The 24,619-nt window shown below is 63.9% G+C and carries 14 protein-coding genes, 2 tRNA genes, 3 rRNA genes and 1 pseudogene; 4 read left to right on the top strand and 16 right to left on the bottom strand.

All coding sequences use genetic code 11. From position 1 onward, the window contains the following. Nucleotides 1-130 precede the first annotated feature (130 nt). Nucleotides 131-1,246 carry an aromatic ring-hydroxylating oxygenase subunit alpha gene (locus ACT2FV_RS11680; RefSeq protein ID WP_151052164.1) on the top strand — a complete coding sequence of 372 codons (1,116 nt, stop codon included), beginning with the start codon at nucleotides 131-133 and terminating at the stop codon, nucleotides 1,244-1,246. A 17-nt stretch (nucleotides 1,247-1,263) separates the two neighbouring features. On the opposite strand, the gene ACT2FV_RS11675 is transcribed toward ACT2FV_RS11680, so the two are convergent. The 8 genes from ACT2FV_RS11675 to ACT2FV_RS11640 form a co-directional block, all read right to left on the bottom strand. After that, entirely contained in the window at nucleotides 1,264-1,653 is a 390-nt protein-coding gene (locus ACT2FV_RS11675) for a cytidine deaminase (RefSeq protein WP_151052166.1), read from the bottom strand. 129 nt (nucleotides 1,654-1,782) lie between these two features. Then, nucleotides 1,783-3,099, bottom strand: a complete 1,317-nt coding sequence (gene deoA / locus ACT2FV_RS11670) for a thymidine phosphorylase (protein ID WP_444503927.1) — start codon at nucleotides 3,097-3,099, stop codon at nucleotides 1,783-1,785. Nucleotides 3,100-3,119: 20 nt separating this feature from the next. Further along, on the bottom strand, nucleotides 3,120-4,394 hold the full coding sequence (locus ACT2FV_RS11665) for a NupC/NupG family nucleoside CNT transporter (RefSeq protein WP_124627320.1): 1,275 nt from the start codon (nucleotides 4,392-4,394) through the stop codon (nucleotides 3,120-3,122). A gap of 343 nt (nucleotides 4,395-4,737) precedes the next feature. Continuing rightward, nucleotides 4,738-6,195: a dihydropyrimidinase gene (hydA, locus tag ACT2FV_RS11660; RefSeq protein ID WP_124627322.1), complete on the bottom strand. Its 1,458-nt coding sequence runs from the start codon at nucleotides 6,193-6,195 to the stop codon at nucleotides 4,738-4,740. 46 nt (nucleotides 6,196-6,241) lie between these two features. Continuing rightward, on the bottom strand, nucleotides 6,242-7,750 hold the full coding sequence (locus tag ACT2FV_RS11655) for an NCS1 family nucleobase:cation symporter-1 (RefSeq protein WP_444503926.1): 1,509 nt from the start codon (nucleotides 7,748-7,750) through the stop codon (nucleotides 6,242-6,244). A 99-nt stretch (nucleotides 7,751-7,849) separates the two neighbouring features. Further along, nucleotides 7,850-9,157, bottom strand: a complete 1,308-nt coding sequence (preA, locus tag ACT2FV_RS11650) for an NAD-dependent dihydropyrimidine dehydrogenase subunit PreA (RefSeq protein ID WP_059606025.1) — start codon at nucleotides 9,155-9,157, stop codon at nucleotides 7,850-7,852. Between the two features lie 90 nt (nucleotides 9,158-9,247). Continuing rightward, complete coding sequence (locus ACT2FV_RS11645) at nucleotides 9,248-10,585, bottom strand: NAD(P)-dependent oxidoreductase (RefSeq protein ID WP_444503925.1); 1,338 nt, start codon at nucleotides 10,583-10,585, stop codon at nucleotides 9,248-9,250. Nucleotides 10,586-10,714: 129 nt separating this feature from the next. After that, the gene (locus tag ACT2FV_RS11640; RefSeq protein WP_444503924.1) at nucleotides 10,715-11,995 is read right to left on the bottom strand and encodes a Zn-dependent hydrolase; all 1,281 of its coding nucleotides are present in this window, start codon (nucleotides 11,993-11,995) and stop codon (nucleotides 10,715-10,717) included. 362 nt (nucleotides 11,996-12,357) lie between these two features. On the opposite strand from ACT2FV_RS11640, the gene ACT2FV_RS11635 reads away from it, so the two are divergent. Further along, on the top strand, nucleotides 12,358-13,050 hold the full coding sequence (locus tag ACT2FV_RS11635) for a TetR/AcrR family transcriptional regulator (RefSeq protein WP_151051227.1): 693 nt from the start codon (nucleotides 12,358-12,360) through the stop codon (nucleotides 13,048-13,050). A 112-nt stretch (nucleotides 13,051-13,162) separates the two neighbouring features. Here the strand turns inward: ACT2FV_RS11635 and ACT2FV_RS11630 are convergent, their stop codons facing one another. The 3 genes from ACT2FV_RS11630 to ACT2FV_RS11620 are packed head-to-tail and all read right to left on the bottom strand — an operon-like array spanning nucleotide 13,163 to nucleotide 16,833. After that, on the bottom strand, nucleotides 13,163-14,353 hold the full coding sequence (locus tag ACT2FV_RS11630) for an acetyl-CoA C-acetyltransferase (protein WP_124902487.1): 1,191 nt from the start codon (nucleotides 14,351-14,353) through the stop codon (nucleotides 13,163-13,165). A gap of 18 nt (nucleotides 14,354-14,371) precedes the next feature. Next, nucleotides 14,372-15,139: a 3-hydroxyacyl-CoA dehydrogenase gene (locus ACT2FV_RS11625; RefSeq protein WP_059606011.1), complete on the bottom strand. Its 768-nt coding sequence runs from the start codon at nucleotides 15,137-15,139 to the stop codon at nucleotides 14,372-14,374. A 20-nt stretch (nucleotides 15,140-15,159) separates the two neighbouring features. Continuing rightward, entirely contained in the window at nucleotides 15,160-16,833 is a 1,674-nt protein-coding gene (locus tag ACT2FV_RS11620) for an acyl-CoA synthetase (RefSeq protein WP_444503923.1), read from the bottom strand. Nucleotides 16,834-16,968: 135 nt separating this feature from the next. On the opposite strand from ACT2FV_RS11620, the gene ACT2FV_RS11615 reads away from it, so the two are divergent. Continuing rightward, complete coding sequence (locus ACT2FV_RS11615) at nucleotides 16,969-17,973, top strand: AraC family transcriptional regulator (RefSeq protein WP_444503922.1); 1,005 nt, start codon at nucleotides 16,969-16,971, stop codon at nucleotides 17,971-17,973. Nucleotides 17,974-18,324: 351 nt separating this feature from the next. Further along, nucleotides 18,325-18,579, top strand: a pseudogene (locus ACT2FV_RS11610) (hypothetical protein); the annotation flags it as partial. Nucleotides 18,580-19,014: 435 nt separating this feature from the next. Here the strand turns inward: ACT2FV_RS11610 and rrf are convergent. From rrf to ACT2FV_RS11585, 5 genes are all read right to left on the bottom strand, one after another. Continuing rightward, nucleotides 19,015-19,127, bottom strand: a 5S ribosomal RNA gene (gene rrf / locus ACT2FV_RS11605). Between the two features lie 131 nt (nucleotides 19,128-19,258). Further along, a 23S ribosomal RNA gene (locus ACT2FV_RS11600) occupies nucleotides 19,259-22,140 on the bottom strand. A gap of 278 nt (nucleotides 22,141-22,418) precedes the next feature. Then, nucleotides 22,419-22,494, bottom strand: a tRNA-Ala gene (locus ACT2FV_RS11595). A 38-nt stretch (nucleotides 22,495-22,532) separates the two neighbouring features. Beyond that, a tRNA-Ile gene (locus tag ACT2FV_RS11590) sits at nucleotides 22,533-22,609 on the bottom strand. A gap of 62 nt (nucleotides 22,610-22,671) precedes the next feature. Continuing rightward, nucleotides 22,672-24,202: ribosomal RNA gene (locus tag ACT2FV_RS11585) — 16S ribosomal RNA — on the bottom strand. The 16S, 23S and 5S rRNA genes sit together here with 2 tRNA genes alongside, the layout of an rRNA operon. Nucleotides 24,203-24,619 lie beyond the last annotated feature (417 nt).

Here is a 24,619-nt window from a genome sequence, read left to right as displayed (position 1 = left end):
AACCGCGCCCGCCGTGCCGGTGCAAACCCGCATCGCGTCCGACATGCGGTGCAACTTCGCGTAGACTTCTCCCAAGCCACGCCGCTTGTTGCGGCGTCCGGACCTTCCGTCCAGCCAGGAGGCGTCACGCATGCGCGCAGTGCCTTTGTCTGACAGCAGCACCCTCGAAGAACCGTCCACCGGCGCGGTCGTGCGCGACCTGCGCCGCGTGCCCATCCATCCCGATCACTGGTATCCGCTCGCGTGGTCGCGGGAACTGAAGCGCGGCAAGACGCTCGGCGTGCGCTTCGCCGGCGATCCGATCGTCCTCGTGCGCACCGAATCCGGCGCCGTGTATGCGCTCGAAGATCGTTGCGCGCACCGCCAGGTGCCGCTGCATGCGGGCGTCGTGAGCGGCGAAACGCTGCGCTGCTGCTACCACGGCTGGACCTATGCGTGCGACAGCGGCCGTTGCGTCGACGTGCCCTACCTCGGCCGCGAGCGTTTGCCCAACGGCGTGCGGGCGTACCCGTGCCGCGAGGCGCACGGACTGATCTTCGTGTTCCCCGGCGACGCGACGCTCGCCGACGAACGCTCGTTCCCCGCGCTCGAATCGGCGGACGACCGCGCATTCAAGACGCGCCGCTTCGGCCGCGAGGTCAAGTGCCACTACTCGTTCATGCACGAGAACCTGATGGACATGAACCATCAGTTCCTGCATCGCAAGCAGATGGGGCAGATGCGGGCGCGCGCACTCGGCCGGCGCCGCGGCGACGACTGGGTCGAGGTCGATTACACGTTCGCGCGCATGGAAGGCAAGCAGCCGGTCGGCGAGGCGCTCGTGTTCGGCTCGAGCAAGAAGCCCGGCGACCAGGCCGACAAGAGCGTGATGACGGTTCGCACCGGCTACCCGTACCAGACGCTGCAGATCCGCTCGAGCGAAGGCACGCTCGTGATGGACCTGTGGATCGTCTACGTGCCGCTCGATGCGGAACAGCGTACCAACCGCACGTTCGGACTGCTGTCGATCCACAAGCCCGGCATCCCGTTCGCGCTCGATCTCGCGTGGCCGCTGCTCGTCTGGTTCACCGAGCGGATCTTCCGCGAGGATCGCTGGATCGTCGAGCGCGAGCAGGAAGCGCACGACCGGCAGGGCGCCGACTGGAATCACGAGGTGTTTCCGGTCATCAACGAACTGCGCGACCTGCTGCGCCAGTGCGGCGCGCGCACCGTGATCCCGATCCGGGACGCGCGTGACGGCGCGTGATGCGCGCAGCTTGTCCGTTACAGGCTGAACGCGCCCGGCAGCAACGCGCGGGCCGTCGTGACCTCGACGGCCCCTTTCAGGTTGGCCAGGATCACTTCGATGTCGGGCTTGCCGATCTCGATGATCACCTGACGGCACGCGCCGCACGGCGCGATCGGGCCGTCGGTATCGCCGACGACCGCCAGCCGCGTGAAGTCCCCCGGACGATAGCCGGCCGCGATCGCCGCGAACATCGCCGTGCGTTCCGCGCAATTGCACAGTCCGTACGACGCGTTCTCGACGTTGCAGCCGTGAAAAACCGTTCCGTCGCGCGCCTGTAGCGCAGCGCCGACCTTGAAGCGCGAATACGGCGCATACGCGCGTTCGCGCGCCACCTTGGCCTGTTCGATCAGTTCGTCTCGTTCCATCTCGATGGTGCCTCCAGTCGTGTGCGGGGATGCATCGACACGACGCATCCCGGCCGGCACGATACTCCCCCGTCATGTAAGGCGAGCACCGACACCGGCACGTTCCGCCGCGCCGGCATCGGCGCACGGTCAGCCGATCTGCTCGTAAATGGTCGGGTGCGCCTCGCCCGTCTCGCCCAGCACGTAGCTTTGCCGCACCTCGGCCACCGCACGCGCGGCCGCCGCGTCGTCGCGGGCATGCACATAGCCGAGCGGCTGGCCGGCTTCGACACGCTGCCCGATCTCCGCGAGTGCCGTCAGGCCGACACGGTAGTCGATCGCATCCTCCGCGCGCGTGCGGCCGCCGCCGAGCGCGACGACCGCGAGCCCGAGCGCGCGGCAATCGACCCGCTTCACCACTCCGCTCGCGGGCGACGGAACCGGCACGATCACATCCGCCCGCGCAAGATGATGCGCGGGCGCTTCGATCAGGTCCACGGGGCCGCCGAGCGTCGCCACCATTCGCGCGAAGCGTTCCGCCGCCGCGCCCGAGTCGAGCGCCTGCTGCAACATCGTGCGCGCCTGCGCGACGTCGGGCGCCAGCCCGCCGGTGACGAGCAACTGCGCCGACAGCGCCATCGTGACGTCATGCAGGCGCGCCGGTCGCGACTTGCCCGTCAGGTAGTCGATCGCACACGCGACTTCGAGTGCATTGCCCGCGCACGGCGCGAGCGACTGGTTCATGTCGGTCAGGATCGCGGTCGTCTTCATGCCGGCGCCGTTTCCGACGTCGACGATGCTACGTGCCAGCTCGGCCGACTTCTCGGCGGTCGGCATGAACGCGCCGGAGCCGACCTTGACGTCCATCACGAGCCCGTCGAGCCCCGCCGCGAGCTTCTTCGACAGGATCGACGCGGTGATCATCGCGACGGACTCGACGGTCGCCGTCACATCGCGAATCGCATAGATGCGCTTGTCCGCCGGCGCGAGCCGCGCGGTCTGCCCGATGATCGCGACGCCGACGTCACGCACCGTACGACGAAACGTGTCCGTGTCCGGTGTCACGTCGTAGCCGGGGATCGCACTGAGCTTGTCGAGCGTGCCGCCGGTATGGCCGAGCCCGCGCCCCGAGATCATCGGCACATAGCCACCGCATGCGGCCACCATCGGCCCGAGCATCAGCGACACGACATCGCCGACGCCCCCGGTCGAATGCTTGTCGATCACCGGTCCGCCGAGATCGAGCGCACGCCAGTCGAGCACGTCGCCCGAGTCGCGCTGCGCGATCGTCAGCGCGACGCGCTCATCGGTGCTCAGGTCGTTGAAGTACACAGCCATCGCGAACGCCGCCACCTGGCCCTCGGTCACGCTGCCGTCGGTCACGCCGCGCACGAACGCGGCAATCTCGTCGCGATCGAGCGGCTGCCGGTCGCGCTTGCGGCGAATGAACTCCTGCGGCAGAAACATCGTTGCGTCTCCTTGCTCGCTCAGTGTAGCGAAAAGAACAGGCCGGCAATCGCGGCACTCATCAGGTTCGACAACGTCGCGGCCGTTAGCGCACGCAAGCCATGCCGCGCGACTTCCGAGCGGCGCTCCGGCGCGACCGCGCTGAAGCCGCCCGCGAGAATGGCGATCGACGAGAAGTTCGCGAAGCCGCACAGCGCGAACGACACGATCGCGAGCGTCTTCGGGTCGAGCACCTGCAGGCCGGCCGCCGCGACGTGCGCGCCGCCCTTCAGATACGGCGACAGGTCGCCGTACGCGACGAACTCGTTGAAGATCAGCTTCTCGCCGATGAAGTTACCGGCCAGCGCCGCGTCGTGCCACGGCACGCCGATGATCCAAGCCAGCGGCGCGAACAGGTGGCCGATGATGCCCAGCAGCGTCACCTGCGGAAAGCCCGCGAACGCGGCCACGCCGCCGACGATGAGGTTCATCAGCGCGATGAGCCCCACGAACGCGATCAGCATCGCGCCGACATTGATCGCGATCCGCAGGCCCACCGATGCGCCTGACGCCGCCGCCTCGATCACGTTGGCGGCCCGCTTGTCGTCGAAATCGAGCCCGTCGACCACGACACGGCTCGGCTCCACGGTCGGGAACAGCAGCTTGCCGAACAGCAGCCCGCCCGGCACCGCCATGAACGATGCAGCGAGCAGGTACTCCATCTTCACGCCGAGACCGGCGTAGCCGACCAGCACCGAGCCCGCGACCGACGCCATGCCGCTCGCCATCACCGTGAAGATCTCGGCGCCCGTCATGTGCCGCACGAACGGCTTCACGAGTGCGGGCATTTCGCTCTGCCCGAGAAAGATCGTCGCGACGGCCGAGCACGCCTCGATGCGGCTCACGCCGAGCACTTTCGCGAGCCCCGCGCCGAGGATCGCGACGATCCACTTCATCACGCCCACGTAATACAGCACCGCGATCAGCGCGGTGACGAAGATGATCATCGGCAGCACGCGCAGGCCGAACACGAACCCACCGTCGCCGAACAGCTGGAACATCCGGGCGTCGACCAGCCCGCCGAACACGAACGCAATGCCGTGATTGCCCATGTCGAGCACGCGATTGACGCCGTTCGCGGCCGCCGCGAGCGCCGCGCGGCCCGACGGCACGAACAGCACCAGCGCGCCGATCGCGAACTGCGTGAGCAGCGCGGCGATCAGGGTCCGGCCGCTCACGGCGCGCCGGTTGTTCGACAGCAGATAGGCCACCAGCAGCAGGAACAGCATGCCCAGGAGACTGCGCAGAATATCCACCTCGTACTCCTTTCTCTCGATGTTTATTTGAATGATCGGCAGGCGGCCCGGCACGCCCGTGTAACGCCGTCGGTGGATATTACTCGCCGTCATGCATGACGACAACGCAATCAAAATGGCATGCTCCGTGCGGGTTCGCTTGCGTCGTCGATTTGCTCAGTTCTTCTATGTACCTGGAAATCGGATGGACGTGACGATGCCCGATTCGTCCCATATATTGAGAGAATCGACGGGGGGGGGGCCGAGAGGATGTAGGGCCGGCGATGCACGTGACCGGCCGCGTAAACGTGCGCGGGGCGTGCCGTTCGAACAGACACGCCCCACGCAACGGACGCAACGCCGCTCAGCCCGCGCGTTCGACCGGATGTGGCTCGCGCAGTCGGTTCGCGATGCGCGCGGCCTCGTAGTAGCCGGCCGCGGGTGGCCGCTTCAGATAGCGGCCCGCGCCGCGCACCGCACGCAGCTCGCCGTCGGCCCATGCGAGCGCACCGCGCGTGAGGGTGTGGGTCGCGACGCCCTGCACCGTCATCCCTTCGAACACGTTGAAATCGACCTGCTGGTGATGGGTCTTCACCGAGATCGTCTTCGTCGCGGATGGGTCCCACACGACCAGATCGGCATCGGCGCCGACCTGCACCGCCCCCTTGCGCGGATACAGGTTGAAGATCTGCGCGGCGTTCGTCGACGTGATCCGCACGAATTCATTCGGCGTGATGCGGCCATGATTCACGCCGTGATGCCACAGCACCGACATGCGATCCTCGACGCCGCCGCAGCCGTTCGGGATCTTCGTGAAGTCCTCGCGGCCCATCGCCTTCTGCGACGCGCAGAACACGCAGTGATCGGTCGCCGTCGTATGCAGCTGCCCCGCCTGCAGCCCACGCCACAGCGCTTCGCGATGCTCCGCCGAGCGGAACGGCGGGCTCATCACGTGCGCGGCCGCACGCGTCCAGTCCGGGTCGCGGTACACCGACTCGTCGATCACCAGGTGTCCCGGCAGCACCTCGCCGAACACGCGCAGCCCTTCGCTGCGCGCGCGCGTGATCGCGTCAACCGCGTCCTTCGCCGACACGTGCACGATATACACGGGCACGCCGAGCACCTGCGCGATGCGGATCGCGCGGTTCGCTGCCTCGCCCTCCACCTCCGGCGGTCGCGACAGCGGATGCGCCTCCGGCCCCGTCATCCCGCGCGCGAGCAGCGCCTGCTGCAGCCGGAACACGAGTTCGCCGTTCTCCGCGTGCACCGTCGGCAGCGCGCCGAGTTCGAGCGAACGCGAGAAACTGTTCACGAGGACCTCGTCATCGGCCATGATCGCATTCTTGTACGCCATGAAGTGCTTGAAGCTCGACACGCCGTGCTCGCGCACGAGCGTGCCCATGTCGCGGTGCACCGATTCGTCCCACCACGTGACGGCCACGTGGAAGCCGTAGTCGGCCGCGGCCTTCTCGGCCCAGCCGCGCCACTCGTGGAACGCGTCCATCAGCGGCTGCTTCGGGCTCGGGATCACGAAGTCGATGATGCTGGTCGTGCCGCCCGACAACCCGGCGGCCGTGCCCGAATAGAAGTCGTCGCTCGCCGTCGTGCCCATGAACGGCAGTTCCATGTGCGTATGCGGATCGATGCCGCCCGGCATCACGTACTGGTCGTGCGCGTCGACCACCGTCGCGCCGGCCGGCGCGTCGATCGTCTGAGCGATCTGCAAGATCGTGCCGCCGTCCTGCGGGTCGGCACACAGTACGTCCGCGCGATAGGTGCGGTCCGCATCGACCACGGTGCCGCCGCGAATCAGGATTGCCATTTGGTTGCCTCCTCGTTGACTGTCGGGTGCCGCATGCGTTCGCGCATCACGCGCTCGCGATCTGCGCGCGCTGTCCGGCGCGCCACTTCATCCAGGTACCGTACACGCCGGACGCCAGCACGAGGCCGACGAACCACGCATACGTGTAGAGCGTGTTGAAAAATGCCGGCACGTTCGGGAACGACGCTGGGAACGCGGTGTGCAGGAAGCCGGGCAGGTTCGGCAGCACGCCGATCGCGAGCGCCGCCAGCGCGGCCGGGTTCCAGCCGCGCGCGTAGCTGAAGTCGCCGCGCTCGTCGAACAGCGCGTGCGTATCGAGCCGCGTGCCGCGAATCAGGAAGTAGTCGACCATCAGGATGCCCGCGACCGGCCCGAGCAGCGCCGAATAACCGACGAGCCAGGTGAAGATGTAACCGTCCGTCGTCGCGAGGATCTTCCACGGCATCATCACGATCGCGAGCGTCGCGGTGATCAGCCCGCCCGTGCGGTACGAGATCGCCTTCGGCCACAGGCTCGAGAAATCGTAAGCAGGACCGACCAGGTTCGCCGCGAGGTTGCAGCACATCGTGTCGAGCGTCAGGATCACGAGCGCAATGCCGACGCCGATGCCGGTCATCCGGCTCGTCAGGTCGATCGGATCCCAGATCGCGTTGCCGTAGATCACGACGGTGGCCGACGTCACCACGACCGACACCACCGACAGCAGCGCCATCGGCAGCGGCAGCCCGATCGACTGCCCGATCACCTGGTCGCGCTGCGAATGCGCGAAGCGCGTGAAGTCGGGAATGTTCAGCGCGAGCGTCGCCCAGAAGCCGACCATCGCGGTCAGGCCCGGCCAGAACGTCGCCCAGAAGAGTCCCGCCTTCTTGCCGCCCGCGACGAACTGCGACGGTGCAGACAGCATCGTGCCGAAGCCGCCCGCCTGCGACGTCGCCCACCACACGAGCGCGATGCACATCACGACCTTGATCGGCGCGGACCAGCTCTCGAGCCAGCGGATCGAATCGGTGCCGTGCCAGATGAAGTACAGCTGCAGCGCCCAGAACACGAGGAAGCACGCAAGTTGCCCGAACGAGATGCCGATGAGCGGCAGCGCGGCGCCGTGCAATGCGTTGCCGGTCAGGATGTTCAGCAGCGTATAGATCGCGCTGCCGCCAAGCCAGGTCTGGATGCCGTACCAGCCGCACGCGACGATCGCGCGCAGCAGCGCGGGCAGCTTCGCGCCCTGCGTGCCGAACGAAGCGCGCACGAGCACCGCATACGGAATCCCGTGCTTCGCGCCCGCATGGCCGATCAGCAGCATCGGCACGAGCACGATCAGGTTGCCGAACAACACGGTCAGCACGGCCTGCCACGGCGACATGCCTTCCTGGATCAGTCCGGCCGCAAGCATGTACGACGCGATGTTCATCACCATCCCGACCCACAGCGCCGCGAAGTGATACCAGCGCCACGTGCGCTGTGACGCCGTCGTCGGCGCGAGGTCGTCGTTGTACAGGCTGCCGGCCGGCGCCGCGGCGCTGTCGGGATCGGCGGGAATCGCTGCTGGTTTCATCGGACGCGCTCCACGTAAACGTCAGCGCCGGCATCGTGCGATGCCGGCAGAACAGGACACAAGCAGCAGTGCGGACGATGCCGCGCCGCCGGCCGCCGGTCAGGCCGCCTTCGCATGCTTCGCGGGTTCCGCCGGGCTCGCACCCGCGTCGGCACGCGCCGGGTTGTTCGGATGCGTGGTCCAGTTCGCGTAGTCGCCCGCGTCGACCCGCTCCATCGTGATGCATTGCTCGACCGGACACACATGCATGCAAAGATTGCACCCGACGCACTCCGCGTCCACCACCTCGAAGTGCCGCACGCCGTCCTTCTCGGCCGTGATCGCCTGGTGCGACGTGTCCTCGCACGCGATATGGCACAGCCCGCACTGGATGCAGCGGTCCTGGTCGATACGCGCCTTGATGTCGTACTTCAGGTTCAGATATTTCCAGTCGGTCACGTTCGGCACCGCGCGGCCGCGCACGTCGTCGAGGGTCGCGTAGCCCTTCTCGTCCATCCAGTTCGACAGCCCGTCGGCGAGGTCCGACACGATCCGGAATCCGTAATGCATCGCGGCGGTGCACACCTGCACGCTGCCGGCGCCCAGCACCATGAACTCGGCCGCGTCGCGCCACGACGAAATCCCGCCGATGCCGGAGATCGGCAGGTTCGGCGTTTCCGGGTCGCGCGCGATCTCCGCGACCATGTTCAGCGCGATCGGCTTGACCGCCGGGCCGCAGTAGCCGCCGTGCGTGCCCTTGCCGTCGACGGTGGGCATCGGCGCCATCTGGTCGAGGTCCACCGCGACGATCGAGTTGATCGTGTTGATCAGCGACACGCCGTCCGCGCCGCCCTTGTAGGCGGCACGCGAGCCCATCCGGATGTCGCTGATGTTCGGCGTGAGCTTCACGAGGCAGGGCAACTTCGTGCCTTCCTTGACCCAGCGCGTGACCATCTCGACGTATTCCGGCACCTGTCCGACCGCCGCGCCCATCCCGCGCTCGCTCATCCCGTGCGGACAGCCGAAGTTCAGCTCGACCGCATCGGCACCTGTATCCTCGACGAGCGGCAGGATCCATTTCCAGTCGCGCTCGTTGCACGGCACCATCAGCGATACGATCAGCGCGCGATCGGGCCAGTCGCGCTTCACCTGCGCGATCTCTTTCAGGTTCACGTCGAGCGGCCGGTCGGTGATCAGCTCGATGTTGTTCAGCCCGGCGATCCGCTGGCCGTTCCACTGCACCGCACCGTAGCGCGAGCTGACGTTGACGACGTGCGGATCGAGCCCGAGCGTCTTCCAGACGACGCCGCCCCAGCCGGCCTCGAACGCGCGATTGACGTTGTACGCCTTGTCGGTCGGCGGCGCGGAGGCCAGCCAGAATGGATTCGGCGAAGTGATGCCTGCGATGGTGCAGCGAAGGTCGGCCATGTTCGGCTCCGTAAAAATGGGGCGTCTATCGTGATTCGCGTGGCGCGCGCAATGCACGCGATGCGCGGGATGCCGTTGCGTATGCCGCGCTCACGCGGCCTTGGCGGCGCGCCGCGCGAGCGCCGCGTCGATCGCCGCCGCCGCGCGCTTGCCGTCCTGCACGGCCTGCACCGTGAGGTCGATGCCGTCCGTCGCCGCGCAATCGCCGCCGGCCCACACGTCGGGCAACGCCGTGCGTCCGTCCGCGTCGACCGCGATGCGCGTGCCGTCCGCCGTCAGCAGCGCGGCCGCGACACCGTCCGGCACCAGCGTCTGGCCGATCGCCTTCAGCACCATGTCCGCGTCGACGGTGAAACGCTCGCCCGACGCGGCCTCGAATTCGACACCCGTCACATGCCCGTCCGCGCCCGTGATACGCACCGGCTTCGCGTGCGTGACGAGCGTGACGCCGCTCTTTTGCGCGAACTCGCGTTCGGCCCAGGTCGCGCTCATCGCGTCCACGCCGCGCCGGTACACCATCGTCACGCGCTCCGAGCCGAGCTTGCGGCTCTGCACGGACGCATCGATCGCCGTATTGCCGCCACCGATCACGACCACGCGCCGCCCGACCGGCACGTTCTCCAGCGCGTCGGCCTGCCGCACCTGCTCGATGAAGTCGACCGCGTCCATCACGCCGCTCAATTCCTCACCGTCGATCGCGAGCGTGCGCACGCCGCCCAGGCCCATCGCGAGAAACACCGCGTCATGCTGCTCACGCAGGGCGTCGAGCGTGACGTCGCGGCCGAGCGCAACGCCCGTCTGCAGCGCGATGCCACCGACCGACAGCAACCAATCGACTTCGCGTTGCGCGAAATCGTCGACCGTCTTGTACGCGGCGATCCCGTATTCGTTCAAGCCGCCCGCCTTCGGCCGCGCGTCGAACAGCGTGACGCGATGCCCGGCGAGCGCGAGCCGGTGCGCGCAAGCGAGCCCGGCCGGCCCCGCGCCGACCACCGACACATGCCGCCCCGTATCGGGCGCACGCGTAAAGCGCACCGCGCCGCTCGCCATCGCCCAGTCGGTCGCGTGCCGCTGCAGCGCGCCGATCGCGACCGGCTGCGCATCCTGGTGATTGCGCACGCACGCGCCTTCGCACAGGATCTCGGTCGGGCAAACGCGCGCGCACATCCCGCCGAGCGGATTCGCGGACAGGATGTCGGTCGCGGCCCCCCTCAGGTTGCCGTTGCCGATCTTGCGAATGAAGCTCGGGATGTCGATCTGCGTCGGGCAGGCTTGCACGCACGGCGCGTCGTAGCAGTAGTGGCAGCGGCTGGCGGCGGCCGCGGCGGCAGTCGGATCGAGCAGCGGCGCGATATCTGCGAATTCGCACGAGAGTTGCGTGGACGACAGGCGATGCGCGGCGATATCGCCGGTTGGCTTGGTGGTCATACGCGTTCCTTCGACTGGGTGGAGACAAAGCCGTCCCCGCCGGCTGCGAATGCACAGTCGGGGCGGTCATGCTTGGGAATGCCACGGTCAGGCGATGAGCGGCCTGCCGGCTGCGCTAGATCCGGTCCGTCATGAAGCCGGCTCGCATGCGCGCGACAGCATCGCGTGCAGCAGCACGTTCGCGCCGGCCTCGATCCATGCGGGCGTCGCGTCCTCGATCTCGTTGTGACTGATGCCGTCGACGCAGGGTACGAACACCATCGACGTCGGCGCAACCTGCGCCAGATAGCACGCGTCATGCCCCGCACCCGACACGATGTCGCGATGTGAGTAGCCGAAGCGATCGGCCGCGCCGCGCACGGCCGCCACGCAGGCCGGATCGAACGCGACGGGCTTGTAGTAGAAAATCTGCTCGAACGCGGTTTCGAGTCCGATCTCGCCCGCGATGCGTGCCACACCATCGCGCAATGCAGCATCCATCTTCGCGAGCACCGCGTCGTCCGGATGTCGGAAGTCGACGGTGAAGAACACGCGGCCGGGAATCACGTTGCGCGAGTTCGGGTGAACCTGCATCATCCCGACCGTCGCGCAGCCGAACGGCGCGTGATCGAGGCCGATCCGGTTCACGAGATCGACCACGCGCGATGCGCCGAGCAGCGCATCGCGGCGTCGCGGCATCGGCGTCGGCCCCGCGTGCGCTTCCTGGCCGGTGAACGTGATCTCGTACCAGCGCTGCCCCTGCGCGTCCGTCACGACGCCGATCGTCTTGCACTCGGCCTCGAGAATCGGCCCCTGCTCGATATGCAGCTCGAACGCCGCATGCAGCTTGCGGCCGCCGCAGGGTACGTCGCCCGCGTAGCCGATGCGCGCGAGTTCCTCGCCGATCGTCTTGCCGTCGACATCCTTGCGCGACAGCCCGTACTCGAGCGGGAACACACCCGCGAACACGCCCGACGCGACCATCGCCGGCGCGAAACGCGAACCTTCCTCGTTGGTCCAGATCACGACCTCGACCGGATGCTCGGTCTCGATGCCGTGATCGTTCAGACTGCGAATCACCTCGAGGCCGCCGAGCACGCCGTAGATGCCGTCGAAGCGGCCGCCCGTCGGCTGCGAATCCGCATGCGAGCCGGTAACGACCGGCGCCGCGTCGGCCACGCGGCCCGCGCGGCGCATGAACACGTTGCCCATCGTATCGACCGTCACCGCGCAGCCGGCGGCTTTCGCCCAGCCGACGATCAGGTCGCGTCCGGCCTTGTCGAGATCGGTCAGCGCGAGGCGGCACACGCCGCCCTTCGGCGTCGCGCCGATCTTCGCGACTTCCATCAGGCTGTCCCACAACCGCTTGCCATCGACCTTGATCGACGTGTCGAATGCTGCCCGCTTCACTGTTTCCGATACCGCGTTCATTCGTATCGCTCCTGTGGGGTCGGTTATGTTCTCATTCCGGTTGCCGCCGGTGCACGCATTGCCGCTATCGGGGCAAGCCCGCGCCGGCAAGGTGCAGATGCGCATCGTTCGTGTGATTCGTCCGACCGATCGGCGGATTGCCGGCACTGCATTCCGTCGATCATCAAATCCTGTCCGATTGGACAGGTTTTAGACGATCAAAATGCCCAGCGCAATGTCTTTCTTGCGTGAATCGAGCGAGCGAGAAACGTGCCACCGCATTGCAGCATCACGCGCGCCGATGTGGGCGGGCACGTGCGTTCGATGCGAACCAGCGGCTAGAATGAAGCGCAACGCGGCATGCAAGCCGCGCGAGGGTAACGATGAAACATGACGAAGCGGCCGCCGAAGCCACCGGCGACGACGAAACGAACACGCCCTTGCGGCGACGCAAGGCGCACATCCGCGAGTCCAACGAAGCGCATCTGCTGGCCTGTGCGGAAGCCGTGTTCGCGGAGCGCGGGCTCGACGGCGCGAGCACGGCGATGATCGCCGAACGTGCGGGCCTGCCGAAGGCGAACCTGCATTACTACTTCCCGACGAAGCTTGCGCTGTACCGTCGCGTGCTCGACGACCTGTTCGAGGACTGGCATCGCGCGGCAGGTTCGTTCGAGGCCGGCGACGATCCGGTGGAAGCGATCGGCGGCTACGTGCGCGCGAAGATGGATCTGTCGCGACGGCGCCCGCTCGGCTCGAAAGTGTGGGCCAACGAGATCATCCACGGTGCCGCGCACATGCAGGACATCCTGTCGGAACGCGTGAAGCCCTGGTTCGACACGCGCGTGAAGGTGATCGAGGGCTGGATCGCGCGCGGGCTGCTCGCGCCGATCGATGCACACGCGTTGATGTACCTGATCTGGGCGACGACGCAACACTATGCGGATTTCGATGCGCAGATCCGCGCGCTGAGCGGCAAGCGTGCGTTCACGCAGAAGGCGTTCGCCGAGAAGACCGAGCAGGTCGTGCAGCTCGTGATTCGTGCGTGCGGTGCGGTGTCGCCGGAGGCGAACGCGTAACGCGATCGCGCGCGCGCCGGAAAGCGAAACGGGCGACGGGCATGATGCCCGCCGCCCGCGTCGCGAGACGGCATGGGTGCCGTCTCGCGCGTGATGCATCAATGCGTTCGCGTTACGCGACCCGCTCGATCGCGATCGCCGTCGCCTCGCCGCCGCCGATGCACAGCGACGCGACGCCGCGCTTCAAGCCGTACGTTTCGAGCGCGGCCAGCAGCGTCACCATCACGCGTGCGCCCGATGCGCCGATCGGATGGCCGAGCGCACACGCGCCGCCATGCACGTTGACCTTGTCGTGCGGCAGGTCGAGATCGCGCATCGCGGCCATCGCGACCACCGCGAAGGCTTCGTTGATCTCGAACAGGTCGACGTCGCGCAGGTTCCAGCCGGTCTTCTCTGACAGCTTGCGGATCGCGCCGATCGGTGCCGTCGCGAACAGGCCCGGCTTGTTCGCGTAGGTCGAATGCCCGACGATCACTGCCTTCGGCGCGAGGCCGAGCCGATCCGCTTCCGAGCGACGCATCATCACGAGCGCGGCCGCGCCGTCGGAAATCGACGACGAATTGGCCGCCGTCACCGTGCCGCCTTCGCGGAATGCCGGCTTGAGCGTCGGAATCTTGTCGAGCTTCGCTTTGCCCGGTTGCTCGTCGATCGACACGACGGCTTCCGTCTTGCCGGCCTTCACGGTCACCGGCGCGATCTCCGACACGAAGCGTCCTTCTGCAATCGCACGCTGCGCGCGCGTCAGCGATGCGATCGCGAACGCATCCTGCTCCTCGCGCGTGAACTGATATGCCTGCGCGCAATCCTCCGCGAACGTGCCCATCAGCCGGCCCTTGTCGTACGCGTCCTCGAGCCCGTCGAGGAACATGTGATCGAGCACCTGGCCATGCCCCATGCGCATCCCCGCGCGCGCCTTCGGCAGCAGGTACGGCGCATTCGTCATGCTCTCCATCCCGCCCGCGACGGCCACGTCCGCCGATCCGGCCAGCAGCAGGTCGTGCACGAACATTGCGGCCTTCATCCCGGAGCCGCACATCTTGTTGACCGTGGTCGCGCCCGCCGCCAGCGGCAAGCCCGCCTTCAGCGCGGCCTGCCGCGCCGGTGCCTGACCCTGGCCGGCCGGCAGCACGCAGCCGAACACGATTTCATCGATGCGCTCGGCGGGCACGTTCGCGCGTTCGAGCGCCGCACGAATCGCCGCCGCGCCAAGCTCGCTCGCGCTGGCCGCGGCCAGGTCGCCCTGAAAACCACCCATCGGCGTGCGCGCCGCGCCAACGATTACGATCGGATCCTGTGTCGTCATGATTGCATTCCTCCAGTGTCAGCGCGGTGCCATGCGCAGCGCGCCATCGAGACGGATGACTTCGCCGTTCAGCATCGTATTCTCGGCGACGTGGCGCACCAGCGCCGCAAATTCTTCCGGGCGGCCGAGCCGCGGCGGGAACGGCACGCTCTTGCCGAGCGCGTCCTGCACGTCCTGCGGCATGCCGGCCATCATCGGCGTCGCGAAGATGCCCGGCGCGATCGTCACCACGCGAATGCCGAACCGCGCGAGTTCGCGCGCGATCGGCAGCGTCATGCCCACCACGCCGCTCTTCGATGCCGCATACGCGGCCTGCCCGATCTGTCCGTCGAACGCCGCGACCGACGCGGTGTTGACGATCACGCCGCGTTCGCCTTCCGCGTCGGCGTCCTGCTTCGACATCGCTTCCGCCGCCAGCCGAATCATGTTGAACGTACCGACCAGGTTGATCGACACCGCACGCGCGAAACGGTCGAGCGAATGCGGGCCTTCGCGGCCGACGACCTTCTCGCCCGGCGCGACGCCCGCGCAGTTCACGAGCGCATCGATGCGGCCGAACGCGTCGCGCGCGGCAGCAACGGCGGCCTGCCCGTCGGCTTCGCTCGTCACGTCGGTCTTCACGAAGCGTGCGGACGTACCTAGTTCGTGCGCGAGGCTCGCGCCGGCGTCTTCATTGACGTCCAGCAGTACGGCCTTGCCGCCTTCGGCGACCACCATGCGCGCCACCGCTGCGCCGAGGCCCGAACCGGCACCCGTAATCAGAAAAACGCGATCCTTGATGTTCATTCGCAGTCCATAGTCAATATTCAGGATTGAGCGGTCTTCTCGGCTTCCAGCTTGCGCAGCATGAAGCGCTGGATCTTGCCGCTCGGGGTTTTCGGCAGCGCGTCGACGAAGTCGATCGCGCGAGGATAGGCGTGTGCCGACAGCCGCCGCTTCACGTGCTGGCTCAGTTCTTCGGCCAGCGCCGGTGTGCCGTCGAAGTCTTTCGACAGCACGACGAACGCCTTGACGATCTCGGTGCGCTCCGGGTCCGGCACGCCGATCACCGCGGCCTCGCTGACGGCCGGATGCTCGATCAGCGCGCTTTCCACGTCGAACGGACCGATCCGGTAACCGGACGATGTGATCACGTCGTCCGCGCGGCCGATGAAGCTCACGGTGCCGTCCGGCTCGAGTTCGACGTTGTCGCCGGTGCGGTAATAGCCGCCCGCGATCGCCGGCGTGTCTTGCTTCCAGTAACCATCGAACCACAGCAGCGGCGAGCGCGCGATGTCGATCGCGAGGATGCCGGGCTCGCCGGGGCCGAGTTCGCGGCCGGCTTCGTCGAGCACCGCGACGCGATAGCCGGGCATCGCGAAACCCGCCGAGCCGGCATGGACGACGTGCGCGAGCCCGTGATGATTGTTCACGACCATCCCGAGTTCGGTCTGGCCGTAGTGGTCGTAGATCGGCGCGCCGAGCGCCGCGTGGAACCAGCGCACGACTTCCGGATTCAGCGGTTCTCCCGCGCTGCTGACAACCCGCAGTTGCCCCTTCAGGCGCGCGGCCGCTTCGGTGCCGGCCGCCATCAGCATCCGGAACGCGGTCGGCGAACCAGCGAGGCTCGTGATACCGAGCCGTTCGATCACGTCGTAGGTACTGTCGACCGTGAAAGCGCCCTCGTACAGCGTCGTTGCATGGCCGAGCAGCAGCGGGCCCGTGATCGCGTAATAGAGGCCGTATGCCCAGCCCGGATCGGCGATGTTCCAGAAGCGGTCACTGGCGCGCAGGTCCACCGCGTCGCGCATGTACGCGCCGAACGCGAGCAGCGCGCGCAACGGCACCGGCACGCCCTTCGGCAAACCCGTCGTGCCCGACGTCGACATCATCATGAACAGGTCGGTGCCGTTGCGCGGGACCGGTTCAAATACGTCGCACTGCGCGTCGAGTGCCGCGCGGAAATCGATGTCGCGCGCCGGCAGCACGTCGCCCGAATCGCGCACCGTCGCGACCTGCGGGCAATCGACGATCTCGTCGAGCTTCGCGCGATTCGCGATGTTGGTGACGACCAGCCGCGCATCGCTCATGCGCAACCGGTGCTCGATCGCCTTCGGCCCAAACGCGGTGAAGAGCGGCTGATAGACGGCGCCCGCGCGCCACGTGCCGAGGATCGTCGCGACGAGTTCGGGCGTGCGCGGCAACAGGCCGGCAACCACGTCGCCCGGCTTCACGCCCTGCTCGACCAGCAGGTTTGCGACCCGCGCCGACAGCGCCTGCATCTGCGCGAACGTGAAGCTGCAGTGCCGGCCGGCGACGTCGATCCAGTCGAGTGCGATCGCATTCGCGTCCGCCGCCGCATGCCGGTCGCAGCATTCGACGCAGGCGTTCAGGCCCTGCTCCAGGTCGCCGTGCAGATATGCGGCGGCGGTCTCGATACGGAAGCCGGCCACGGCGTCGGCGTAAGCCGGCACCACCCGGGCGGTTGCTCCATCACGCATGCGTGTCTCCTGTTCGTTATGTCCGCCGGCGAACCGGGGGTATATCGATGATGGTAGACAGCCGTCACATTGCAATCAATGACAAACAGAATCTAGAATCGTGATCGCTTTTGCCATGTCTGGAGGACATGAAAAATGGGGCCGCAGATGATCTCGCCGGATTTCGTCGAGGACGCGCTCGAGAGCCTGCGCCGGCAGCAGATTCCGACCGAGCCCGTGCTGCGCGTTGCCGGCCTGCCGGCCACCGTGCGCGAGCCCGTCACGCCACAACAGTACGGTCGCCTGTGGCTGGCGATCGCCAACGCGATCGACGACGAATTCTTCGGGCTCTCGGCCCGCCCGATGCGGCGCGGCAGCTTCACGCTGCTGTGCCACGCCGTGCTGCACGCGGGCACGCTCGAGAAGGCGCTGCGGCGTGCGCTGCAGTTCCTGCGCGTGGTGCTCGACGAACCGCGTGGCGAGCTCGTGGTCGCCGACGGCCAGGCGCAGATCGTCCTCACGCAGGCGGGCGCACCGTATTCGGCGTTCGCGTACCGGACGTTCTGGCTGATCCTGCTCGGCGTCGCCTGCTGGCTGATCGGCCGACGCATTCCGCTACAGCGCATCGATTTCGCGTGCCCGAGCCCCGACCAGCGCAGCGACTACCACCAGTTCTTCGGCGTGCCCGTGCATTTTGACCGCCCGGACAGCCGGCTCGCGTTCAACGCCGCGTACCTCGCGCTGCCGACGATCCGCTCCGCGCAGGCGCTGAAACCCTTCCTGCGCGGCGCGCCCGGCAACCTGCTCGTGCGCTATCGGCACGACACCGGCTGGGTGGCGAAGACGCGTGCGCATCTCAAGGCGCAACCGGCCGCCGAGTGGCCGGACTTCGACACGCTGGCCGTGCGCCTCGGCACGACGCCCGCGACGCTGCGGCGACGGTTGCGCAGCGAGGGGCAGAGCTTCGCGTCGATCAAGGACGAACTGCGCGGAGCGCTGGCCCAGTCGCTGCTGCGCGGGCACACGCTCAGCGTCGCGGAAATCGCGGCGGAACTCGGTTTTACGGAGCCCAGCGCGTTTCATCGCGCGTTCCGGAAATGGACCGGGACGAGCCCGGGCGCATTTCGGCGGGATGTCAATGCGGCGCAGGCGGAGCATTGAATTGCGGCGCGGGCGCGCGTCACACTCGGTGCGAGCGCGCAAAAGGGTAACGCTGACGTGCATGACCACTGTGAATTTCAGCAGCCGTGCGGTTGCTCAAGCTGTTGGCCTTCAAAGGAAGTTCTGGCAGAACCGTTCTCTTTTGCTTCAAGAGGCGATTCCTGCGCATTCGACGGCCATGCAATCGATTCGGCTGCGAGCACGTGATCACTCTGCAGTTTGTTGGCGCTCAATCGCCTCCGGCTTCGCCAACGACACGACGCAGCATCGACCACGCCGCATGCCGGCCCCAAGTTGCGCGTTGCGCTGCCCGACCACATACTGACCGGCCATGCGAACGAGGCGGTGTTGATGGTGACTGTCGATCAGGGTGCCGCTTCAGTGCTGGTTGTCGTGGGATCTGCCGCGTCCTTGCTGGCAGCCATTCCGTACGCGCGCGCAATCTACCGGCGCAGCGTTCGGCCGCACCTGTTCACGTGGCGCATCTGGTCGGTCGTCACGGCGATCGCGGCCGCCGGCCAGTTGGTTGCGGGTGCCGGACCGTCCGCATGGTGCATGGCGGCGATCGCACTCATCTGCTTTCTGACTTTCGTCGCGTGCCTGTTTCTCGAGATCTCAGCGGAGGCAATAGAAAGATCGATCGACTACGTCGCCGAAGCCGAAGTGATGGTGATCGGGTTCTGAATCCGGCCGTCGGCAGATTCGGATCTCCCGACGCCCGGTGAGCTATTCGTCCACCCGGAGCATATGGGGCAGGGCGTTGCCCGCGCGCTACGGAAGGAGATCCGGACGGAAGCGGCAAGGAGAGGGGCCGAAGCTTTGTGATCGAGGCGGATCACAATGCCGTGCCGTTCTATCTGATGCTCGGGGCCGAAAAAGTCGGTGAAAAAAGAGTCCTGCGTGCTGCCGGGCAGAACCTTTCCGATCCTATGGATCGTAATCTGATCGATCGGCAATCCGGACACCTCCCTGCACTCGCGCTTTTCGCCGCTCAAATGCAAAAACCCCCGCCTTGTCGGGCGGGGGTTCTTGGCTTAGGGAGCCTGACGATTACCTACTTTCACACGGGAATCCGCACTATCATCGGCGTAGAGTCGTTTCACGGTCCTGTTCGGGATGGGAAGGGGTGGGACCGACTCGCTATGGTCATCAGGCAAAGAGGGTTGTTGTGCTGGCTTCGCAGCACAACCAATCTTGGAAGAAGCAGTAATTTAGGTTGTGTGTATCACACACGAGAATCCAACCAGTCCGACGCGCTGTCATCAGCGCGAGACAGACTTGTTATAGGATCAAGCCTTACGGGCAATTAGTATCAGTTAGCTGAACGCATTACTGCGCTTACACACCTGACCTATCAACGTCCTGGTCTCGAACGACCCTTCAAGGGGATCTAGTCCCCAGGGATATCTCATCTTAAGGCGAGTTTCCCGCTTAGATGCTTTCAGCGGTTATCTCTTCCGAACATAGCTACCCGGCGATGCCACTGGCGTGACAACCGGTACACCAGAGGTTCGTCCACTCCGGTCCTCTCGTACTAGGAGCAGCCCCCTTCAAATATCCAACGCCCACGGCAGATAGGGACCAAACTGTCTCACGACGTTTTAAACCCAGCTCACGTACCTCTTTAAATGGCGAACAGCCATACCCTTGGGACCGGCTACAGCCCCAGGATGAGATGAGCCGACATCGAGGTGCCAAACACCGCCGTCGATATGAACTCTTGGGCGGTATCAGCCTGTTATCCCCAGAGTACCTTTTATCCGTTGAGCGATGGCCCTTCCATACAGAACCACCGGATCACTATGACCTGCTTTCGCACCTGCTCGACTTGTCGGTCTCGCAGTTAAGCACGCTTATGCCATTGCACTATCAGCACGATTTCCGACCGTACCTAGCGTACCTTCGTACTCCTCCGTTACGCTTTGGGAGGAGACCGCCCCAGTCAAACTGCCTACCATGCACTGTCCCCGACCCGGATCACGGGCCAAGGTTAGAACCTCAAACAAACCAGGGTGGTATTTCAAGGACGGCTCCACCGAAACTAGCGTTCCGGTTTCATAGCCTCCCACCTATCCTACACAGATCGGTTCAAAGTCCAATGCAAAGCTACAGTAAAGGTTCATGGGGTCTTTCCGTCTAGCCGCGGGTAGATTGCATCATCACAAACACTTCAACTTCGCTGAGTCTCGGGAGGAGACAGTGTGGCCATCGTTACGCCATTCGTGCAGGTCGGAACTTACCCGACAAGGAATTTCGCTACCTTAGGACCGTTATAGTTACGGCCGCCGTTTACCGGGACTTCAATCAAGAGCTTGCACCCCATCATTTAATCTTCCGGCACCGGGCAGGCGTCACACCCTATACGTCCACTTTCGTGTTTGCAGAGTGCTGTGTTTTTATTAAACAGTCGCAGCCACCAGTTTATTGCAACCCCTTCACCCTCCTGGCGCAGGCCAGTCAAGCTACAAGGGCGTACCTTATCCCGAAGTTACGGTACCAATTTGCCGAGTTCCTTCTCCCGAGTTCTCTCAAGCGCCTTAGAATACTCATCTCGCCCACCTGTGTCGGTTTGCGGTACGGTCATCGTTAGACTGAAGCTTAGAGGCTTTTCTTGGAACCACTTCCAATTGCTTCGCTCCCGAAGGAGCTCGCGCCACACCCTTGAATTGCGCACCCGGATTTGCCTAAGTGCCTTCTCCAATGCAGCGACCGGGACTTCCAACACCCGGACAACCTTCCGCGATCCGTCCCCCCATCGCATCTAACAATGGTGCAGGAATATTGACCTGCTTCCCATCAGCTACGCATTTCTGCCTCGCCTTAGGGGCCGACTCACCCTACGCCGATGAACGTTGCGTAGGAAACCTTGGGCTTACGGCGAGGGGGCCTTTCACCCCCTTTATCGCTACTCATGTCAGCATTCGCACTTCCGATACCTCCAGCACCCTTTACAAGGCACCTTCGCAGGCTTACGGAACGCTCTCCTACCATGCGTGCAAAGCACGCATCCGCAGCTTCGGTATATAGCTTAGCCCCGTTACATCTTCCGCGCAGGACGACTCGATCAGTGAGCTATTACGCTTTCTTTAAAGGGTGGCTGCTTCTAAGCCAACCTCCTGACTGTTTTAGCCTTCCCACTTCGTTTCCCACTTAGCTATATTTGGGGACCTTAGCTGGCGGTCTGGGTTGTTTCCCTCTTGACACCGGACGTTAGCACCCGATGTCTGTCTCCCGTGATTGCACTCTTCGGTATTCGGAGTTTGCTATGGCGGGGTAATCTGCAATAGACCCCCCAACCATGACAGTGCTCTACCCCCGAAGGTGAGACACGAGGCACTACCTAAATAGTTTTCGGAGAGAACCAGCTATTTCCAAGTTTGTTTAGCCTTTCACCCCTATCCACAGCTCATCCCCTAACTTTTCAACGTTAGTGGGTTCGGACCTCCAGTACGTGTTACCGCACCTTCATCCTGGCCATGGATAGATCACTTGGTTTCGGGTCTACGCCCAGCAACTGAACGCCCTATTCGGACTCGCTTTCGCTACGCCTGCCCTATACGGTTAAGCTTGCTACTGAACGTAAGTCGCTGACCCATTATACAAAAGGTACGCCGTCACCCCTTTCGAGGCTCCGACTGTTTGTATGCATGCGGTTTCAGGATCTATTTCACTCCCCTCCCGGGGTTCTTTTCGCCTTTCCCTCACGGTACTGGTTCACTATCGGTCGATCACGAGTATTTAGCCTTGGAGGATGGTCCCCCCATCTTCAGACAGGATTTCACGTGTCCCGCCCTACTTGTCGCACACCTAGTTCTTTCATACTGTTTTCGCCTACAGGGCTATCACCTGCTATGGCCGCACTTTCCAGAGCGTTCGGCTAACAATACAAATAAAGAGTGCAAGGCTCATCCCATTTCGCTCGCCACTACTTTGGGAATCTCGGTTGATTTCTTTTCCTGCGGTTACTTAGATGTTTCAGTTCACCGCGTTCGCTTCGCATGACCTATGTATTCAGTCATGGATACTCCAAAAGGAGTGGGTTTCCCCATTCGGACATCTACGGATCAAAGCTCGTTTGCCAGCTCCCCGTAGCTTTTCGCAGGCTACCGCGTCCTTCATCGCCTGTGATCGCCAAGGCATCCACCACATGCACTTGTTCGCTTGACCCTATAACGAGTCTGTCTCGTTACAGGTTGAGTTCTCGCGTTGTGCCGTATTCCAATTGAGTCAAACTTAGAGTTCGAATCATCTTGAGATACATCGATACAATCACAACCCGGATAGTTTTCACGTCCATCTCAAGACGCTTCCGCTATCCAAATTACTTACTTCTTCCAGATTGTTAAAGAACGACAGCCGATACGTACTACGTATCGCTCTGACTGGCTCAATCGCCAATGACAAAGACTCGAACAATCGTCATTCGAATGTTTGTCATTGAAGATTGGTGGAGGCAGACGGGATCGAACCGACGACCCCCTGCTTGCAAAGCAGGTGCTCTCCCAGCTGAGCTATGCCCCCATGAGTACAGATTTGCCTCAGGTGTTACCGCCAGACAATGGTGGGTCTGGTTGGATTCGAACCAACGACCCCCGCCTTATCAAGACGGTGCTCTAACCGACTGAGCTACAGACCCCTGAGTCTGTCTTTAATTTACAGCCGATAAGCGTGAGCGCTCAACTTTGCGAGAAGCTCTGGAAAGGAGGTGATCCAGCCGCACCTTCCGATACGGCTACCTTGTTACGACTTCACCCCAGTCATGAATCCTACCGTGGTGACCGTCCTCCTTGCGGTTAGACTAGCCACTTCTGGTAAAACCCACTCCCATGGTGTGACGGGCGGTGTGTACAAGACCCGGGAACGTATTCACCGCGGCATGCTGATCCGCGATTACTAGCGATTCCAGCTTCATGCACTCGAGTTGCAGAGTGCAATCCGGACTACGATCGGTTTTCTGGGATTAGCTCCCCCTCGCGGGTTGGCAACCCTCTGTTCCGACCATTGTATGACGTGTGAAGCCCTACCCATAAGGGCCATGAGGACTTGACGTCATCCCCACCTTCCTCCGGTTTGTCACCGGCAGTCTCCTTAGAGTGCTCTTGCGTAGCAACTAAGGACAAGGGTTGCGCTCGTTGCGGGACTTAACCCAACATCTCACGACACGAGCTGACGACAGCCATGCAGCACCTGTGCGCCGGTTCTCTTTCGAGCACTCCCACCTCTCAGCGGGATTCCGACCATGTCAAGGGTAGGTAAGGTTTTTCGCGTTGCATCGAATTAATCCACATCATCCACCGCTTGTGCGGGTCCCCGTCAATTCCTTTGAGTTTTAATCTTGCGACCGTACTCCCCAGGCGGTCAACTTCACGCGTTAGCTACGTTACTAAGGAAATGAATCCCCAACAACTAGTTGACATCGTTTAGGGCGTGGACTACCAGGGTATCTAATCCTGTTTGCTCCCCACGCTTTCGTGCATGAGCGTCAGTATTGGCCCAGGGGGCTGCCTTCGCCATCGGTATTCCTCCACATCTCTACGCATTTCACTGCTACACGTGGAATTCTACCCCCCTCTGCCATACTCTAGCTTGCCAGTCACCAATGCAGTTCCCAGGTTGAGCCCGGGGATTTCACATCGGTCTTAACAAACCGCCTGCGCACGCTTTACGCCCAGTAATTCCGATTAACGCTTGCACCCTACGTATTACCGCGGCTGCTGGCACGTAGTTAGCCGGTGCTTATTCTTCCGGTACCGTCATCCCGGCTATATTAGAACCAAGGATTTCTTTCCGGACAAAAGTGCTTTACAACCCGAAGGCCTTCTTTACACACGCGGCATTGCTGGATCAGGCTTTCGCCCATTGTCCAAAATTCCCCACTGCTGCCTCCCGTAGGAGTCTGGGCCGTGTCTCAGTCCCAGTGTGGCTGGTCGTCCTCTCAGGACCAGCTACTTGATCGTCGCCTTGGTAGGCCTTTACCCCACCAACTAGCTAATCAGCCATCGGCCAACCCTATAGCGCGAGGCCCGAAGGTCCCCCGCTTTCATCCGTAGATCGTATGCGGTATTAATCCGGCTTTCGCCGAGCTATTCCCCCACTACAGGACATGTTCCGATGTATTACTCACCCGTTCGCCACTCGCCACCAGGTGCAAGCACCCGTGCTGCCGTTGACTTGCATGTGTAAGGCATGCCGCCAGCGTTACGATGACCAGGATCAAACTCTTCAGTTTAAACCTGTTACTGTTTTCGGTTCAGTTAAGAACCGGTCGCTCACTCAAAGCTGACAGGAATATGAATCACTTCATAAACCTGACTTACTTTAGTGTGAGACTCTTGATACTTTTCGCTATCTGATCCGAAGATCAGCTCGCTTCCATCAAGCGCCCACACTTATCGGCTGTTAATTTTTAAAGAGCATTTCTGCGAGAAACCTGGAGTTTCTAGAGCAGCGCTGCGTTTTCAGCAGCAGAGAAGCAATTATGAACCGTCTTTTTCAGTCGGTCAACAACTTTTTGAACTGCTTAACGTAGACGACCGGGTTCAACTTCATGTGCGCCGGGGCTCTACAACCAACCTCCCATCGCACCGCTTCCCTTCTTCCTCCGCGCCGCGTTTCCGTTAGCGCGAAAGAGGCGTGATTCTAAGCA

The sequence above is a fragment of the Burkholderia sp. PR2 genome (assembly GCF_052372875.1).
GTDB lineage: Bacteria > Pseudomonadota > Gammaproteobacteria > Burkholderiales > Burkholderiaceae > Burkholderia > Burkholderia diffusa.
Note: the sequence above shows the minus strand (reverse complement) of the source record. Positions and strands in the feature narration are given on the sequence as shown.